The sequence below is a fragment of the Phocaeicola coprocola genome (genome assembly GCF_041333015.1).
Lineage (GTDB): Bacteria > Bacteroidota > Bacteroidia > Bacteroidales > Bacteroidaceae > Phocaeicola > Phocaeicola coprocola.
In genome coordinates this window covers 1,302,946-1,320,728 of the sequence record NZ_JBGKGM010000001.1, presented here as the reverse complement: position 1 = coordinate 1,320,728, position 17,783 = coordinate 1,302,946, and the positions used below count along the sequence as shown (strand labels likewise).

General features: G+C 43.0%; 13 protein-coding genes, 2 tRNA genes and 2 rRNA genes. 6 read left to right on the top strand and 11 right to left on the bottom strand.

Annotated elements, in window-relative coordinates; all coding sequences use genetic code 11:
- Positions 1-23: 23 nt before the first annotated feature.
- The 4 genes from ACDG22_RS05450 to ACDG22_RS05435 all read right to left on the bottom strand — a co-directional run bounded on the left by ACDG22_RS05450 (position 24) and on the right by ACDG22_RS05435 (position 4,891).
- Positions 24-2,903: ribosomal RNA gene (locus tag ACDG22_RS05450) — 23S ribosomal RNA — on the bottom strand.
- Between the two features lie 104 nt (positions 2,904-3,007).
- Positions 3,008-3,084: transfer RNA gene (locus ACDG22_RS05445), tRNA-Ala, on the bottom strand.
- An 81-nt stretch (positions 3,085-3,165) separates the two neighbouring features.
- Positions 3,166-3,239 (bottom strand) — tRNA-Ile (locus ACDG22_RS05440).
- A 124-nt stretch (positions 3,240-3,363) separates the two neighbouring features.
- Positions 3,364-4,891: ribosomal RNA gene (locus tag ACDG22_RS05435) — 16S ribosomal RNA — on the bottom strand.
- Together the 16S and 23S rRNA genes with 2 tRNA genes alongside form the textbook arrangement of a ribosomal RNA operon.
- A 520-nt stretch (positions 4,892-5,411) precedes the next feature.
- On the opposite strand from ACDG22_RS05435, the gene ACDG22_RS05430 reads away from it, so the two are divergent.
- Together ACDG22_RS05430 and ACDG22_RS05425 are read left to right on the top strand one after the other, a co-directional pair.
- On the top strand, positions 5,412-5,591 hold the full coding sequence (locus tag ACDG22_RS05430) for a hypothetical protein (protein WP_370858804.1): 180 nt from the start codon (positions 5,412-5,414) through the stop codon (positions 5,589-5,591).
- Between the two features lie 594 nt (positions 5,592-6,185).
- On the top strand, positions 6,186-7,565 hold the full coding sequence (locus ACDG22_RS05425; protein WP_270669150.1) for a glycoside hydrolase family 28 protein: 1,380 nt from the start codon (positions 6,186-6,188) through the stop codon (positions 7,563-7,565).
- A 393-nt stretch (positions 7,566-7,958) separates the two neighbouring features.
- Here ACDG22_RS05425 and ACDG22_RS05420 read toward each other — a convergent pair whose 3' ends face one another.
- On the bottom strand, positions 7,959-8,360 hold the full coding sequence (locus ACDG22_RS05420) for an FKBP-type peptidyl-prolyl cis-trans isomerase (RefSeq protein WP_270669145.1): 402 nt from the start codon (positions 8,358-8,360) through the stop codon (positions 7,959-7,961).
- 194 nt (positions 8,361-8,554) lie between these two features.
- The gene (locus ACDG22_RS05415) at positions 8,555-8,977 is read right to left on the bottom strand and encodes a DUF6249 domain-containing protein (protein WP_270669146.1); all 423 of its coding nucleotides are present in this window, start codon (positions 8,975-8,977) and stop codon (positions 8,555-8,557) included.
- A 142-nt stretch (positions 8,978-9,119) separates the two neighbouring features.
- On the opposite strand from ACDG22_RS05415, the gene ACDG22_RS05410 reads away from it, so the two are divergent.
- The gene (locus tag ACDG22_RS05410; protein WP_270669147.1) at positions 9,120-9,665 is read left to right on the top strand and encodes an RNA polymerase sigma factor; all 546 of its coding nucleotides are present in this window, start codon (positions 9,120-9,122) and stop codon (positions 9,663-9,665) included.
- Between the two features lie 2 nt (positions 9,666-9,667).
- Positions 9,668-10,030 (top strand): hypothetical protein, encoded by a 363-nt coding sequence (locus ACDG22_RS05405; RefSeq protein ID WP_270669148.1) that lies wholly within the window; start codon positions 9,668-9,670, stop codon positions 10,028-10,030.
- Between the two features lie 94 nt (positions 10,031-10,124).
- Here ACDG22_RS05405 and ACDG22_RS05400 read toward each other — a convergent pair whose 3' ends face one another.
- From ACDG22_RS05400 to ACDG22_RS05385, 4 genes are all read right to left on the bottom strand, one after another.
- Positions 10,125-11,831: an acyl-CoA dehydrogenase family protein gene (locus ACDG22_RS05400; protein ID WP_007566958.1), complete on the bottom strand. Its 1,707-nt coding sequence runs from the start codon at positions 11,829-11,831 to the stop codon at positions 10,125-10,127.
- Positions 11,831-12,850, bottom strand: a complete 1,020-nt coding sequence (locus ACDG22_RS05395) for an electron transfer flavoprotein subunit alpha/FixB family protein (RefSeq protein WP_007566960.1) — start codon at positions 12,848-12,850, stop codon at positions 11,831-11,833. The genes ACDG22_RS05400 and ACDG22_RS05395 overlap by 1 nt, the downstream gene beginning before the upstream one ends.
- A gap of 5 nt (positions 12,851-12,855) precedes the next feature.
- The gene (locus ACDG22_RS05390; protein WP_007566962.1) at positions 12,856-13,743 is read right to left on the bottom strand and encodes an electron transfer flavoprotein subunit beta/FixA family protein; all 888 of its coding nucleotides are present in this window, start codon (positions 13,741-13,743) and stop codon (positions 12,856-12,858) included.
- Between the two features lie 119 nt (positions 13,744-13,862).
- A complete protein-coding gene (locus ACDG22_RS05385) occupies positions 13,863-14,393 on the bottom strand; it encodes a TlpA family protein disulfide reductase (protein ID WP_177593339.1) in 531 nt (176 codons plus the stop codon).
- A gap of 85 nt (positions 14,394-14,478) precedes the next feature.
- Here ACDG22_RS05385 and ACDG22_RS05380 point away from each other — a divergent pair, with 85 nt between their 5' ends.
- Entirely contained in the window at positions 14,479-15,672 is a 1,194-nt protein-coding gene (locus ACDG22_RS05380; protein ID WP_007566966.1) for a mechanosensitive ion channel family protein, read from the top strand.
- Between the two features lie 11 nt (positions 15,673-15,683).
- Positions 15,684-16,070 (top strand): thioesterase family protein, encoded by a 387-nt coding sequence (locus ACDG22_RS05375; RefSeq protein ID WP_007566968.1) that lies wholly within the window; start codon positions 15,684-15,686, stop codon positions 16,068-16,070.
- A gap of 301 nt (positions 16,071-16,371) precedes the next feature.
- Here the strand turns inward: ACDG22_RS05375 and ACDG22_RS05370 are convergent, their stop codons facing one another.
- The gene (locus ACDG22_RS05370; protein ID WP_270230435.1) at positions 16,372-17,718 is read right to left on the bottom strand and encodes a glycoside hydrolase family 140 protein; all 1,347 of its coding nucleotides are present in this window, start codon (positions 17,716-17,718) and stop codon (positions 16,372-16,374) included.
- Positions 17,719-17,783 lie beyond the last annotated feature (65 nt).

The following is a 17,783-nucleotide window of genomic DNA, read 5'->3' as shown; positions in this document are numbered from 1 at the left end:
TATATATCACCCATCCTTCCTGACAAGGAAAGCATACGGGCAATTAGTAATGCTCGGCTTTGGTATCTCTACCTTTACACCTGCATCCTATCAACGTCATCGTCTTTGACGACCCTGAGAAATCTAATCTTGTGGCCGGCTTCGTACTTAGATGCTTTCAGCACTTATCCGATCCCGACTTAGATACCCGGCGATGCACCTGGCGGCACAACCGGTAAACCAGAGGTCGGTCCAACACGGTCCTCTCGTACTAGTGTCAGAGCCACGCAAATTTCATACGCCCACGATAGATAGAGACCGAACTGTCTCACGACGTTCTGAACCCAGCTCGCGTGCCACTTTAATGGGCGAACAGCCCAACCCTTGGGACCTTCTCCAGCCCCAGGATGTGACGAGCCGACATCGAGGTGCCAAACCACTCCGTCGATATGAGCTCTTGGGAGGGATCAGCCTGTTATCCCCGGAGTACCTTTTATCCTTTGAGCGATGTCCCTTCCATACGGAAACACCGGATCACTATGCTCTAGTTTCCTACCTGCTCGACTTGTCTGTCTCCCAGTCAAGCGCCCTTCTGCCATTACACTCTGCGGACGGTTACCGATCGTCCTGAGGGCACCTTTAGAAGCCTCCGTTACGCTTTTGGAGGCGACCACCCCAGTCAAACTACCCACCAAGCAATGTCCTCTTACCAAGAGTTAGAATTCAAACAAACAAAGGGTCGTATTTCAACAGCGGCTCCACAAACACTGGCGTGACTGCTTCAAAGCCTCCGACCTATCCTACACATCGCGTGCCCAAATTCAATGCTAAGCTATAGTAAAGGTTCACGGGGTCTTTTCGTCCCATCGCGGGTAATCGGCATCTTCACCGATACTACAATTTCACTGGGCTCACGGTTGAGACAGCGTCCGGATCATTACACCATTCGTGCAGGTCGGAACTTACCCGACAAGGAATTTCGCTACCTTAGGACCGTTATAGTTACGGCCGCCGTTTACTGGGGCTTCAATTCAATGCTTCTCTTGCGATGACATCTCCTCTTAACCTTCCAGCACCGGGCAGGTGTCAGGCTGTATACTTCTACTTTCATATTCGCACAGCCCTGTGTTTTTGTTAAACAGTTGCCTGGACCTATTCTCTGCGCCCTCTCTTGCGAGGAGGGACCCTTTATCCCGAAGTTACAGGGTCAGTTTGCCTAGTTCCTTAACCGTGATTCACCCAAGCGCCTTAGTATATTCAACCCGACTACGTGTGTCCGTTTGCGGTACGGGTACCTCTGAAGTTATGTTTAGCGGATTTTCTCGGCAGTCTGATTACCTGCGCTGTTGGATTGTCCCGAAGGACGCTCCATACTGTCAAGTTCGGCTCTTTCCGTGGATTTGCCTGCGGAAATCGACGCCTACACTCTTTAACGGGCTATTCCGTCAGCCCGCGGCAGTGTCACTACTGCTTCCCCACGTCACCCTCAAAGGTAGTAACGGAATATTAACCGTTTCTGCCATCGGCCTCGCCGTTCGGCTGAGCCTTAGGACCCGACTGACCCTGATCCGATTAGCGTTGATCAGGAAACCTTAGTCTTTCGGCGAGGGGGTTTCTCACCCCCTTTATCGTTACTTATACCTACATTTGCTTTTCCATACGCTCCAGAATGGCTCACGCCACGCCTTCGACGCGGAATGGAATGCTCCCCTACCGATCATTGCTGATCCCACGGCTTCGGTAGACAACTTCATACCCGATTATTATCCACGCCCGATTCCTCGACTAGTGAGCTGTTACGCACTCTTTAAATGAATGGCTGCTTCCAAGCCAACATCCTAGCTGTCTTAGCAATCAGACTTCGTTAGTTTAACTTAGCTGTCATTTCGGGACCTTAGCCGGTGGTCCGGATTCTTCTCCTCTCGGGCACGGACCTTAGCACCCATGCCCTCACTCCTGCGGTAGAACTGATGCGCATTCGGAGTTTGTCAGGACTTGATAGGCGGTGAAGCCCTCGCATCCAATCAGTCGCTCTACCTCACATCAGTAACCCGCAAGGCTGCACCTAAATGCATTTCGGGGAGTACGAGCTATCTCCAAGTTTGATTAGCCTTTCACCCCTACCCTCAGCTCATCCAGAAGCTTTTCAACGCTTATTGGTGCGGACCTCCATCTGGTGTTACCCAGACTTCATCCTGGCCAAGGGTAGATCACTTGGTTTCGCGTCTGCCGCCGCTGACTTGACGCCCTGTTCAGACTCGCTTTCGCTTCGGCTGCGGGACTCATGTCCCTTAACCTTGCCAAAGACGGCAACTCGTAGGTTCATTATGCAAAAGGCACGCCGTCACACTTTCGTGCTCCGACCGCTTGTAGGCGCACGGTTTCAGGTACTATTTCACTCTTCTGTTCGAAGTGCTTTTCACCTTTCCCTCACGGTACTGGTCCACTATCGGTCTCTCGGGAGTATTTAGCCTTACCGGATGGTCCCGGCAGATTCACGCAGAATTCCTCGTGTTCCGCGCTACTCAGGATACCGCTATGCTTCGTCTTGCTTAGAATACCGGGCTGTCACCGTCTTCGGCCGAACTTTCCAGATCGTTCTTCTCGCAAAATTTCTTGCAACGACGCGGTCCTACAACCCCGTCCATGCCGTAACATGAACGGTTTGGGCTCTTCCCCGTTCGCTCGCCACTACTGGGGGAATCATTGTTATTTTCTTTTCCTGCAGGTACTAAGATGTTTCAGTTCCCTGCGTTAGCCTCCATCATTGATGGATGTTACCTCTTCAAGGTAACGGGTTGTCCCATTCGGAGATTCACGGATCAAGGGTTATTTGCACCTCCCCGTGACTTATCGCAGCTTATCACGTCCTTCATCGCCTCCGAGAGCCAAGGCATCCGCCATGCGCCCTTTCCTACTTTCCTTATCACGTGCACACTATATATTATAGTGCGGGATGATATATACTTTTAGCTTTCGTACTAAAATTACTTTTTGCTTGTTACATCATGTCATAGACCTATCTTTATGGTGGAGAATAACGGATTCGAACCGTTGACCCCCTGCGTGCAAAGCAGGTGCTCTAGCCAGCTGAGCTAATCCCCCGTTTTTTTGCGGCTGCAAAGGTAAGCGTTTTCCTTCGTTCCCGCAAATTTTTAAGGAAGTTTTTTCTTCCTTCCTTTCGGGTAGTCCCAGGCAGAGTTGAACTGCCGACCTCTACATTATCAGTGTAGCGCTCTAACCAACTGAGCTATAGGACTAGCTTTTGTGATTCAGTTCAACCTAGTCTGTTACCGACTCGGCTTCATCTTTCTCTCTTCTATATCGTTAAACAAACTCCCATGCAGCACAAGGGACAAAACCCTTATTCAGGTCACGCTCCAGAAAGGAGGTGTTCCAGCCGCACCTTCCGGTACGGCTACCTTGTTACGACTTAGCCCCAATTACCGGTTTTACCCTAGGGCGCTCCTTGCGGTTACGCACTTCAGGTACCCCCGGCTTTCATGGCTTGACGGGCGGTGTGTACAAGGCCCGGGAACGTATTCACCGCGCCGTGGCTGATGCGCGATTACTAGCGAATCCAGCTTCGTGGAGTCGGGTTGCAGACTCCAGTCCGAACTGAGAGAGGTTTTGGGGATTGGCATCCCGTTGCCGGGTAGCGGCCTTCTGTACCTCCCATTGTAACACGTGTGTAGCCCCGGACGTAAGGGCCGTGCTGATTTGACGTCATCCCCACCTTCCTCACATCTTACGATGGCAGTCTGGCCAGAGTCCTCAGCTTAACCTGTTAGTAACTGACCACGAGGGTTGCGCTCGTTATGGCACTTAAGCCGACACCTCACGGCACGAGCTGACGACAACCATGCAGCACCTTCACAGACGCCTTGCGGCTTACAAGTTTCCTCGTAATTCGTCTGCAATTTAAGCCCGGGTAAGGTTCCTCGCGTATCATCGAATTAAACCACATGTTCCTCCGCTTGTGCGGGCCCCCGTCAATTCCTTTGAGTTTCACCGTTGCCGGCGTACTCCCCAGGTGGGATACTTAATGCTTTCGCTTGGCCGCTGACAGTATATCGCCAACAGCGAGTATCCATCGTTTACCGTGTGGACTACCAGGGTATCTAATCCTGTTTGATACCCACACTTTCGAGCATGAACGTCAGTTACAGTTTAGCAAGCTGCCTTCGCAATCGGGGTTCTTCGTGATATCTAAGCATTTCACCGCTACACCACGAATTCCGCCTGCCTCAACTGCACTCAAGGAAACCAGTATCAACTGCAATTTTACGGTTGAGCCGCAAACTTTCACAACTGACTTAATCTCCCGTCTGCGCTCCCTTTAAACCCAATAAATCCGGATAACGCTCGCATCCTCCGTATTACCGCGGCTGCTGGCACGGAGTTAGCCGATGCTTATTCATACGGTACATACAAAATCCTACACGTAGGATACTTTATTCCCGTATAAAAGAAGTTTACAATCCGTAGGACCTTCATCCTTCACGCTACTTGGCTGGTTCAGGCTCTCGCCCATTGACCAATATTCCTCACTGCTGCCTCCCGTAGGAGTTTGGACCGTGTCTCAGTTCCAATGTGGGGGACCTTCCTCTCAGAACCCCTATCCATCGTCGGCTAGGTGGGCCGTTACCCCGCCTACTACCTAATGGAACGCATCCCCATCGTTTACCAATAAATCTTTAATGGTGCCATCATGCAATCTCACCATACTATCAGGTATTAATCTTTCTTTCGAAAGGCTATCCCTGAGTAAACGGAAGGTTGGATACGTGTTACTCACCCGTGCGCCGGTCGCCATCAAACTTAGCAAGCTAAGTTCATGCTGCCCCTCGACTTGCATGTGTTAAGCCTGTAGCTAGCGTTCATCCTGAGCCAGGATCAAACTCTTCATTGTAAAATATCTTTTTACTCTTGCGAGTACTCTTTTATCTCTGTTCAGGTGACCGAATGTTTCTTGATTATTTAATCAGATTGACGGTTTTATCACTTCATCACGGATACACATTATATATATCACATGACTACTGCTTGTACTACATTTCGTTTGTTTATCTAAAGTCTTTCAAAGAACTATTTCTTTATTTTCAAGCTTCCGTTTGTTAGCGAAAGCGTTTGCAAAGGTAAGAGGTTTTTTCTTAACCACCAAATTTTTTCGAAGTTTTTTTCGAAAAAAAATTTTTCAGCGGTCAGGAACCGGAACCGGAAGCCCTTCTCGCTCCCTTAGCACGGCTAAGGTAAGATACAAGGCAACACCCGAAAAACCGGAAACCTCACGTTCACTCTGTCAATGCTTTACTGCGTTTCTCTCTCGAAAGCGGGTGCAAAATTACGCACTTTTTCGCAAACTCCAACTTTTACACCACTTTTTTTTGACCGTTTTTCAAAGTTTTTTCGTAAAACACTGGAAAACAGATATGTTACGCGGCATATTTTTTCAGCATTCGCAGAAGGAGGCAGAAAACCTGCACAATAATATTTATTGCGCGGGCGGGCGCATGTGCGCGAAGGAAAACACACCGCATTATCCGCAAAAAGCGGCACAATGGAAAAACAACGCCTTCTCTTCATTAAAACAACGGCATATTTTTACCTAAAATACACCTTCTTTTTTAAAAATTACAGCATATTTTTTTCAGCATAATGAACAGACTGATTATCAGCAACTAATAAAAAGAAAAACAGCAGCATAAATGAAGGATAAAAATAATAGGTATTTCGAAAAAGCAAGTCCAGCCCATTGTATATTAAAAACCATATACACCAAATAATCTTCTACCCAGACATATTCATATAACTTAAAAACAGAATGTATCATCAGAAAATATTTTTCACCATTCATTACCAAATAAAAAATAAACGAAATACCTCACATACTAGGCAATGCAGAATCAAAGTACACAAAACAGGCAGTATCCTCCCCAAAATCAAAAAGCGGGTATATGTTTACAAATGCTCATAACAGATAGTCTCTCTCGTAGGAGCCGGAAACAACGTATTTTTTACCAATTTCATTACTTTTGAAACAAATCGAAAGAAATAAGTATTCCGTGAACGGCCACAATACCAAAAAATTGTATCTTTGAGAACACTAACAAATTTAAAACAAAAAATTTATTACCATGAAAGAAAACATTTGTACAAAACTACGTTTTCCATCTAACTGGAAAAAATTAGGGGTGACTAGCCTGATGGTATTTCTATGTATTTCTTTATTTGCTTCCGAGCCAATCGATTTTGATAAAGCATTTAAAGAAAGTGTAAAAATCGAACAACAAATTAAACGAACCAGCTTCCCGGGGAAAGTTTACAACATTAAAGACTTTGGAGCCACGACAGATACCCCCGATCAGCCATGTCATGAACAGATCAATTTGGCAATTACAACCTGCAATCAGGAAGGAGGAGGTACCGTCGTTATCCCTAAAGGAACTTTTTATACAGGTCCTATTACAATGAAAAGTAATGTAAACCTGCATCTTGAAGAAGGAGCTACATTGAAGTTTTCAACAGATCAGAAACTATATTTTCCGGGAGTTATTACACGCTGGGAAGGTTTAGACTGCTACAATGCACGCCCATTGATTTATGCCTACGGAGAATCAAACATCGCTATTACCGGAAAAGGAACTATCGACGGACAAGGATCGAATGAAGCCTGGTGGCCAATGTGTGGTGCTGTACACTACGGATGGAAAGAAGGCATGCACAGTCAAAAACTAGGAAGCCGCGAACGCCTTATGGGTTATGCTGAGTTAAAACGCCCTATCTATGAACGAGTTATGACACCTGAAGATGCTTTACGCCCACAACTCATCAACTTCTATCTTTGCAATACTATCTTAATAGAAGATGTTACTTTGCTCAATTCACCGTTCTGGGTAATTCATCCCCTTCTTTGCGAAAGTCTGATTGTGCGTGGAGTTAAAATCTACAATCGTGGTCCCAACGGAGACGGATGTGACCCGGAATCTTGTAAGAATGTATTAATCGAGAACTGTCGTTTCGATACAGGAGATGACTGCATTGCCATCAAGTCCGGACGAAATGAAGATGGTAGAAAATGGAATCGACCAAGTGAAAACATCATTGTACGCAACTGCGAAATGAAAAACGGACATGGAGGTGTTGTTATTGGCAGTGAGATTTCTGGAGGTTACCGTAACCTATATGTTGAAAACTGTGTAATGGATAGCCCACAACTGGACAGAGTTATCCGAATTAAAACAAATGACTGCCGTGGAGGTATCGTAGAAAACGTTTTTGTAAGAAACATCAAAGTAGGCCAATGTCATGAAGCTGTTTTAAAAATTAATTTGCTATATGAAAGTAAAGAAAACTGCAACCGAGCCTTCCCTCCTATTGTACGAAATGTACATTTAAAAAACATCACTTGCGAAAACAGCCAATATGGAATTTATGCAGTAGGACTACCAAACAAAGATTGCGTATATAATATATCTGTTGAAGATTCACAATTTAACAATGTAAAGAAAGGTGGTAACCGGATAGAAAATGTAACGGATATCACTATGAAAAATCTTCAGATAAATGGAAAAACAGTAAAATAAGAGTCTATCTTCATATTCAAAATTCTATACACTTACTGAAAGTTATAATGATATAAGAAGATAGAATTGATTTATAAAAATAAGAGCCATAGCATTCACCAGTTAAATCGGCAAGCTGCTATGGCTTTTATTTTATCAGATATTATCTGCGAGTTATCAGAAAAATGCCGTCTTCTGACAAGCTTTCTCTCAATTGTATATAAATACCTAAAATACAAGCATTTTCACATTAATTTCATCAATAGAAATTACTTGCTCAAATCTAAGCCAGAATCAATCAATTGGAGATCTTTACAAAACGCCAATTATGAGAAAGACACTTGAACAGAAGAATTTCTTATAAAAAATAAGAGTTAATAAATTATAGAATCGCCTTATCAAGCATCTTCAACATTAAAAAACATTCAACAATTCTATTTCGAATATCAATGTAGAGCAAGCTGGGATAGGGCCTGAAGTCCGACTACCATACCCAAGTTCTGAAGGAATATAAATCACCCAACGGTCCCCAACATGCATTTGTTGCAAAGCAATCTGCCAACCTTCTATTACATCAGAAACTCTCAATGCTTCAGGACATCCTCTCTTCCACGAGTTATCAAACTCACGACCATTTATCAGCGTACCCCGATAATGTACAGAAACAATGCTTCTCAAATTAGGCGATTGCGTACCAGTTCCCTGCTGAACAATCTGATACATAATACCGGAAGGATGTCTTTGCACTCCTTCTTTTTGCGAATTTTCTTTTAGAAAATCAATATTCCGCTGTTTATATTCCTCTTTCTTTGCCATAAATTCAATTTGATTATACAGACAAAGATACAAAGACTTTATAAAAGCTCAGGATATAAACTTTTATTTATGACTGAAATTCAACATAAGCAAGCTTACAGTCACTATTTTTTCAAAAAAAGCAGCCCACCATCAATGCAATTTTCATCAATGGCGGGCTGCTTACTATTATCTGATTTCACATTGAATTTATATCATTTATTTCGTGAAGCACGCATAACCTCAATAATAAATGCAACAATCAGTCCAAGCCCTCCTCCGAGCAACACGCTTGCTCCATAAATAATAGATACTGTTTCACGTACAGCATACCCAACATTTTCCATAAAATATCCAGGCTGAGTTTCTACTACAATACAATATCCTATTAACAAACCTAACCCAAGTCCTACCAATAAACAACCAAAACGGAGAGATACAGATGAAACCAGTCCACCTCCCATACAGTTAAATAAAGAGGATAAATACCCATTTTTCAATTTCCCATCAGCAAGAGCTTCTGCTGGAAGTTTTTCTATCAGCATCATACGTTCTTTTCTACCGACAAACAGTTCGAACAACTTGTAAATAACTCCAAAAACTATCGCTACATTAGCAACAATTGTCAATTCATCCATATCGTTTTTCTTTAAAGTGAATAATTTTGTTTCTTTGTCCGTTTAGACGAAGAAAAGGTCCAAAAGGTTACATAAAAATAAAGAAAAAATTTTTTCTCAAACTGCTGTAACCTTCCTTTTGAAGAAGCGTCTAAAAGAACAAATGGAAAAAGACGAATCATATATCATCACGCGTATCCTGGCAGGAAAAACAGAAGAGTATGCTTACTTCCTCGATACTTATGGGCAACCGGTTTTTTCACTGATTGTCCGTATGGTCAATTCCGAAGAAGATGCTGAAGAGTTGACTCAGGATACATTTATGAAAGCCTTTGAACATTTATCTTCATTCAATGGGAAAAGTAATTTTTCTACGTGGATTTACCGTATCGCCTATAATACCGCCCTATCTTTTCTTAGAAAAAAGAATGTAGAGCAAACAGTTATAGATGATAATCAGTGGAATCGAATATCGGATACACAAATAGATGACGCATTAAACAATGAATCGGAAGAGCAAATAGAAAAACTGCAACAAGCATTAACCAAGCTAACAGCCGAAGAACGGGCACTGGTCACTTTGTTTTATGAAGAAGAACATTCCATTCAAGAACTTGCACAGATTCTGAATTTGAACGAAGGGAATATTAAAGTCAAGCTACACCGCTTACGCAAGAAATTATATGTATTAATGCAAAAGGAGGATTAAAAATGACAGAATATAAAGACCAAGGACTAAAGAAAGCTGCCAAACAAAGTAAGACTCCCCAGCTTCCTAGTAATTTCACCTATCGCATGATGAAACGAATCGGAGAAGAAATGTATCTGCGTGAAAAACGACAAGAGAAACGCTTATTTATATTAATGATTATCACTGTCATGCTGATGACAGGAGGATGTATGGGTATGATTATATGGATGTATGGAGAAGAAATATCCGAAGGATTACATGCGTCGGTCAACAATCTGCCAGAGCCTTCATCACTCCTTTTTTATCTTCCGATGCTGATTGCACTACCTTTACTGAGAATTTTCGACCGCTGGTTAAGACGTAAGTTCAAGCATCTATTATAGAGATAAACTGATAATTGCAATATGCCTTCAAGAAGTGTCATTAAAAAAGCCCGGCTACACACCGGGCTTTCTCTATGTAAAAAGGAGCTGTTAATTATTTCCGATAACTAGCAAGTTCTTCAGCATTGAACTTACGGATAAAGTTGAAATGCTTTTCAACTTCCGATTCTGCATAATTTACATATACATTCAATGACTGAGCAAACAGTTCTGGAGCTTTCGTTGCATCCTGAAGCAACAAATGACTCATTACACAGACAGCTGCCATTTCATACAGACGACGTGCTACGAAGTCGAGCAGTTCCTGATTCTGAGCCTCTTTTACTGCATTTGTACAAGCTTCCAATTTACGAGTCATATCTTTAATACGATTCAGGTAGCCTTCAAATTCTGGTGCACAAGGAATCAGTTCGTATTCGTGCAAAGTAGCAGCATAAGCTCCGTTAGTTACATAACGGATAGCAGCAACAGTCTGCAACTGAGTAGTACCTTCGTAAATGCTTGTGATACGAGCATCACGGTAAATACGCTGACAAGCATATTCCATCATGAAACCAGAACCACCATGTACCTGAATACAATCGTATGCATTCTGGTTAGCATATTCAGAGTTCATACCTTTTGCCAGTGGAGTAAAGCTGTCGGCCAGTTTTGCATAGCGTTTCTGTTCCTGACGTTCTTCCGGAGTCAGCTTGCGTTCACGAGCGATATCATCCAAAGCTTTATAGATATCTACATAGCGAGAAGTCTGATACAACAAAGCACGACCAGCATCAAGTTTTGCCTTGATGGTAGCCAGCATATCGTATACAGCCGGGAACTCGATAATGGCTTTACCAAACTGCTTACGGTCTTTTGCATAAGCCAAAGCCTCATCGTATGCAGCCTGGCTCAAACCAACTGACTGAGCAGCGATACCCAAACGAGCACCGTTCATCAAAGCCATGACATATTTAATCAAACCAAGCTTGCGTTCACCACAAAGTTCAGCCTTTGCATTCTTGTAAACCAATTCACAAGTTGGAGAACCATGAATACCCAGTTTGTTTTCGATGCGGCGTACATCTACACCACCGTCATTCTTGTCGTAAATAAACATAGACAATCCACGACCGTCGTGTGTACCTTCTTCCGAACGAGCCAATACCAAGTGCAAGTTGGCATCACCGTTTGTAATAAAACGTTTCACACCATTCAGACGCCAGCAGTTATTAGCCTCATCGTAAGTAGCCTTCAACATTACGCTCTGAAGGTCAGAACCTGCATCCGGTTCAGTCAAGTCCATAGACATGGTCTCACCTGCGCAGATACGTGGAATAAAACGACTGTGCTGATCTTCGTTTCCAAATTCATAAAGTGTTTCGATACAGTCCTGAAGTGACCAGATATTACCGAAACCAGCATCAGCCTGAGCCACGATTTCCGCACACATGGTATACGGAGTGATCGGAAAGTTCAAGCCACCAAATCGGCGAGGCATTGTCATACCATTCAGACCAGCCTTTACCATTGCATCCAGGTTAGCCTTTGTACCAGAAGCATATTCCACACGACCGTTTGCACAATGCGGACCTTCTTCGTCTACTCCTTCTGCATTTGCAGCAATCACCTCACCGGTAATTTCACCGGTAATTTCCAATACTTTATCATAAGAGTCGATTGCATCCGCATAATCCAGCGGTGCATAATCGTACTCGTCTTTATCTCTGTAATTGCGTTCTTTCAACTGACAGATACGCTCCATCATCGGATTATTCAAGTGAAACTTGAGTTCCGGATGTTCTGTATAAAAGTTTGCCATTATTTACTGTTCTTTTTATAATACTTAATCATTTTCGGAATCACTTCTTCCACTGTTCCGTTGATTACATAATCAGCGATGGTGTTAATTGGTGCATTAGGATCATTGTTTACAGATATAATGATACCTGCATCCTGCATACCGGCAATGTGCTGAATCTGACCAGAAATACCACATGCGATATACAGTTTCGGATGTACTGTTACACCTGTCTGACCAATCTGACGGTCGTGCTCGCAGAAACCAGCATCTACAGCAGCACGGCTCGCGCCTACTTCTGCATGAAGTTCCTTAGCAAGTTCGAACAGCATGTCGAATCCTTCCTTACTTCCCATACCGTAACCACCTGCAATCACAATAGGAGCACCTTTCAGGTTATGTTTAGCTTTCTCAACATGACGGTCGATAACCTTTACCACATAATCTGTTTCGGGTACATATTTCGCAACGTCGTGACGAATAACCTCACCCTGGTAGTTAGCATCAACAATTTCTTTCTTCATCACGCCTTCACGAACAGTCGCCATCTGCGGACGGTGTTCCGGATTGATGATAGTAGCTACAATGTTACCACCAAAAGCCGGACGAATCTGATACAACAGATTCTCATAAGTAACCCCATTCTTCTTATCTTCATGATTACCGATTTCCAACTGAGTACAGTCGGCAGTCAAACCACTTGTCAGAGCTGAAGAAACACGCGGTCCCAGGTCACGACCGATAACGGTAGCTCCCATCAGACAGATTTGTGGTTTTTCTTCCTTAAACAAGTTGACAAGAATAGAAGTATGAGGAAGTGAAGTATAAGGGAACAAGCCCGGAGCATCGAATACATGAACACGGTCTACTCCGTATGGCAAAACTTGTTTTTCTACATCGGCAAGGTCGCTGCCGGCACAGATTGTTTCCAGCTGGCATCCCAACTGATTGGCTAACTTACGACCTTTGGTTAAAAGTTCGAGACTGACATCGGCAACATGCTTGCCTTCCATCTCACAATATACAAATACGTTATTCATAGTCTTTATCCAATAGTGTGGTTAGCCAACAGTTCTACAATCAAGTTTTCTACATCAGCATCGCTACCTGTAATAGTTTTGCTTTCCTTAGCCTGGAAGATGATATTTTCAATCTTCTTCACCTTAGTAGGTGAGCCCGACAAACCACATTGTTTCGTATCACCATTCACATCGGCAACACTCCACTCTATAATATTCAGATAAGGACGGCTTTCGTATAAAGAAGCATAAGGCAACTCTGCTCCATCTTTTGTAATGGCAGCTTTTTCCTGTCCGCCCAAAGCACGTTTATATTTCTGAACCAGTTTTGCATTACGCGGACGACAAGGAGCTGCGCTACCGTTTACAGTCAAGACAATCGGAAGTGGAGCTTCTACTGTTTCCACACCACCGTCGATATGACGTTTCACACGGATACGCCCGTCTTTTACCTCTTGAATTTCTTCAACGTATGTAACCTGAGGTAATCCCAACTTTTCTGCTACCTGAGGACCTACCTGTGCAGTATCACCATCAATAGCCTGACGACCACCCACAATGATATCATATTCACCAATCTTACGGATAGCCGTAGCCAGCGCATACGAAGTAGCCAGCGTATCAGCACCTGCAAAAGCGCGGTCAGTCAACAAATAGCCATTATCAGCTCCTCTGTATAATCCTTCACGAATGATTTCAGCGGCACGTCCCGGTCCCATCGTCAAGATGGTTACGGTAGAACCCGGATGTGTGTCTTTCAGTCTGAGCGCTTGTTCCAAAGCATTCAGGTCTTCCGGATTGAAGATAGCCGGAAGAGCCGCACGGTTAATTGTACCGTCGGCATTCATGGCATCTTTCCCTACACAGCGAGTGTCAGGTACTTGCTTTGCCAATACAACAATTTTCAAGCTCATTAGATAATATATTTATTAGTATTAGTAGTTTAATTGACGGCAAATTTAATGAAACCATTTGTTTTGCAAAAAGATATGATAAAAAAATGCACATATAGCATATATTCGTGCAATGCAAATTAATTTCCGTTCAAGCAATATTCTACATCCGATTTCAACTGTTCGAATGTAGCAATCGGATTATCGGAATAGACTGAATATACCACAAGGTGCTTGTCCGAAACGTAAATTCGAGGGATACCTCGTTCAGAAAACAAGTTATATACCTCCCTGCCCGACTGAGGAGAATAAGGTATAGTAAGTCCGTTTTCCTGCCAATATGCAGCAACTTCGTCAGCAGGTTCTTCTCTGCTGATACAATATATTTTTACCGTAGAATTATCTCTGTAATAATCATAAAGCCGTTGTACGACAGGAAATTCTTTCTGGCAGTCGGGACATTCCGTATGAAAAAACACTAAAACAGCAACCTTGCCAAGCAGGTCGGAAGCAACCACAAGGGTATTATCATTTAAAGAAACTGTAAAATCGGGCAGTCTGTCTCCAGGACGAACTTCTTCCGCACCGGATGGCGAATCGTCACGAATACACGACGGCAGACATAGCAAGCTGCAAAGTATAAAAATTAACGAACGATAAACATGAAACATTCTTCTAATCTATAATTACTTGCCGATAAATATATAAAAAAACCTTCGTATATTTGCCCGTAACATATATAAAATACGCATAATCATGGAAGATTTGTATGTAGAGATAGCCCAACAATTATCAGATATGGGCATTGACAAAGAGAATATAAGCTGGAGCACCCGTCTTACACTTATCGCACTTATCCTGCTGATTTCATATATCATAACCAAATTATTCAGACACTTGGTCATACCAGCAGTTCACAAAATAACATCTCGCACCAAAGCTACATGGGACGACTACTTGTTCAACGAAAGAATGATGACCAGCTTTTGCCGCATGATTCCTCCTATCATGTTTTACTTGTTACTGCCATTCGTCTTTAACAATATACCCCAAGTCCTTGATATATTATTAAAAGGATGTCTTATATATCTGGTAATCACAACTCTCATGCTTGTTAATTCGTTCTTAAATTCACTATACGAAATTTCCAATGAGCATGAAACGCTACGCAACCGCCCGCTGAAAGGAATCTATCAGATGATTAATTTGGTTGCCATCGGTATAGGAATCATATTAATCATCAGCATACTGATCGACCAAAATGCAGCAACCATCCTAGCTGGTCTGGGAGCTTCGGCCGCTGTCCTGATGTTGATTTTCAAAGACAGTATATTGGGACTTGTAGCAGGCGTACAGCTTTCGGCCAACGATATGCTGCGCCCGGGAGACTGGATTACCATGCCCAAGTACGGAGCAGACGGTGATGTACTGGAAGTTTCACTGACTACCGTCAAGGTACGTAACTTCGACAAGACGATTACAACCATACCTCCCTACGCACTAGTCAGCGATTCATTTCAGAATTGGCGAGGAATGCGTGAAACAGGAGGACGACGCATCAAACGTTCAATATTCATAGACATGACAACCGTACATTTCTGTTCCGACAAAGAAAAGATAATGTTTGCCTCTCGCGGATGGATAGATGAAGCACAAGCTAAACCTGAAACACAAGTGGTAAACCTATATGTTTTCCGCAGCTATCTCCAGAATTACCTGCGAGAACACCCTCGTACACATAAAGAATTAATGATCATGGTACGTCAGATGCAACCTACTTCTGAAGGACTTCCATTGGAAATATATTGTTTCTCGAACACCACTGTATGGCCCGAGTATGAACAAATTCAAGGAGAAATCTTCGATCATATTCTTGCTGTAATTCCCGAATTCGGCTTGCGAATATTCCAACGTCCTTCAGGAAACGACTTAAGTACAACCATCAAATAAAAAAAGCAATTATGGAAAAAGGATTAACTTATACCTCCCAAACAACTGTCTGCAAAGGAAACACTGCCCTAACTTTAGGATCGGGCGACATGGAAGTGTTTGCTACTCCTGCTTTAGTCGCACTTATGGAGAATGCTGCCATGAATGCTGTCAAACCATATCTGCCGAAAGATTCCACAACGGTAGGAGCAATGATTCAAACTTCACATATCAAACCTTCAGGACTTGGTGAAGTAATTTCAGCCACAGCCATACTGGAAGAGGAAGAAGGCAGAAAGTTGACGTTTAAGGTTTCCGCTTCCGATTCTAAAGGAATTATTGGTGAAGGAATACATATCCGTTATATCGTAGACCACAAACGTTTCTTATCAAAACTAGATACTGAGTCTTCCAAATAACGTCATAATGTTTGTGACATTTTTTGTACAAAGAAAAATGTCACAAACATTTTTTTAGAAAAGAACACGACGTTTTTCTTTACATACATAGAAGAAGATAAACGAAGAAGCTATCTCAAAATAAAAACAGAGATAAGTTTACTTACAATCGATAAGCCACAACATAAAAATCTCCTACTTTTAGTCCTATAATTGTAATAAATAAGGGCTAAAGCAGGAGTTTTTTGTTACAAAGTTTCAATCTATAAGATTTTTACTTTTGTATTTCTATTTTGACAGCCTCTCTGTTTATTATATTAATTTACTCTTTCACGTAGTCTTTTAATGCATCAGTAACGACAAGCACCCGGTCTTCTCCCCTCATATACGGTGCATCATATTGAAAATCAGCAACCTTATTCTCAAATTCACCGATATACGTCATACTTCCATTCTGTGGATTGAACCACCAAGCTTTCTTTTTTTCACCACTGATTTTGGTCAAGTCTATCTGCATGGGACGTGCACTGTAGTTATACACCAGCAGATAGTCATTGCCTCGTGTGGCAATTGCCCGATCGTAACGTTCGCCATTAGTTCCAGCTATCACACTCTGGTCTGGAATACGTTCAAAGAAAGGGAAACGAAGCATCAGCTCCTTTAAATATTTCATTTGGTTAAAACCTTTGTCCTTCAATGCTTCCTGCCATGTTTCCTGGGCTCCATATGCTGGTGCATATCCTTCACGATAAAACTGCATAATAGAATTATTTCCATAAGTATGTCCGAAAGAACCAGCAAAAACCGACCAATATGCATAACGTCGTACATCATCTGCTGTCCAGCGACATTCTTTCGGATTGTGCAGTCCGTGCGGAATCCCTTCATAACTGGGTTCAGCATCCAGCACCGGCTTCAAGGGCTTCTTGGAAAGGCTTGCTTCCACATAGCGCCAGTTGTCTTCTGCTACATTACTATCGGCCAGATTATCTCCATCACCTTTGGTTTGCCCGTAACGGCGATGTCCACTCTGGAACATATTAAAGTCGAGCCAGTCGGCATCATTGAACCAGGTTGCAGACATGGTTCTACCAAATGGGTGGAAAGTCATCAAATGGTTCTTATCGATGGAACGAATTGTACGTGCCAGGGTTTCCCAAACTTCTGTTTTCACATCGCCTCGTGTATCTCCTCCGATTATCCACACTATATTCGGATTGTCCTTATATCTTTCGGCAAGGAAGGTTCCGTATGCTTTCGCTTCTTCTACATCCATCTGCCCACTTCTTACCAGTCCTCCCCAGATACATACCATACCTATATATATACCTTTGCTTTCAGCCGTACGGATGATATAATCCATATGGTCCCAATAACCATATACTCCTTTTTTATCAATATGGCTGAAATCGAATCCGTCCGTCATGGAATACTGTCCATAGACATTCATAGAGGGAACCCCATTTAATGTCTGCACCTGTACTACATTAAATCCGGCACGGCTACAGTTGTCCAGATAAAAAGCCACCTCCTCACGGTTCAGTCGTTGTGGCATCAGCCATCCGGTATCTCCCAGCCAGAAAAACGGCTGTCCATTCTGATGTTTCAGGTAACGCCCTTCGGCAGACACCTCCAACTTGCCGTTTTTCCACGGCAACTGTGCATTCATAGTTGATGCTACGGCAAGACAAGATAATACAATTCCTGCCAGTTTTGTCAAATATTTCATTTTGC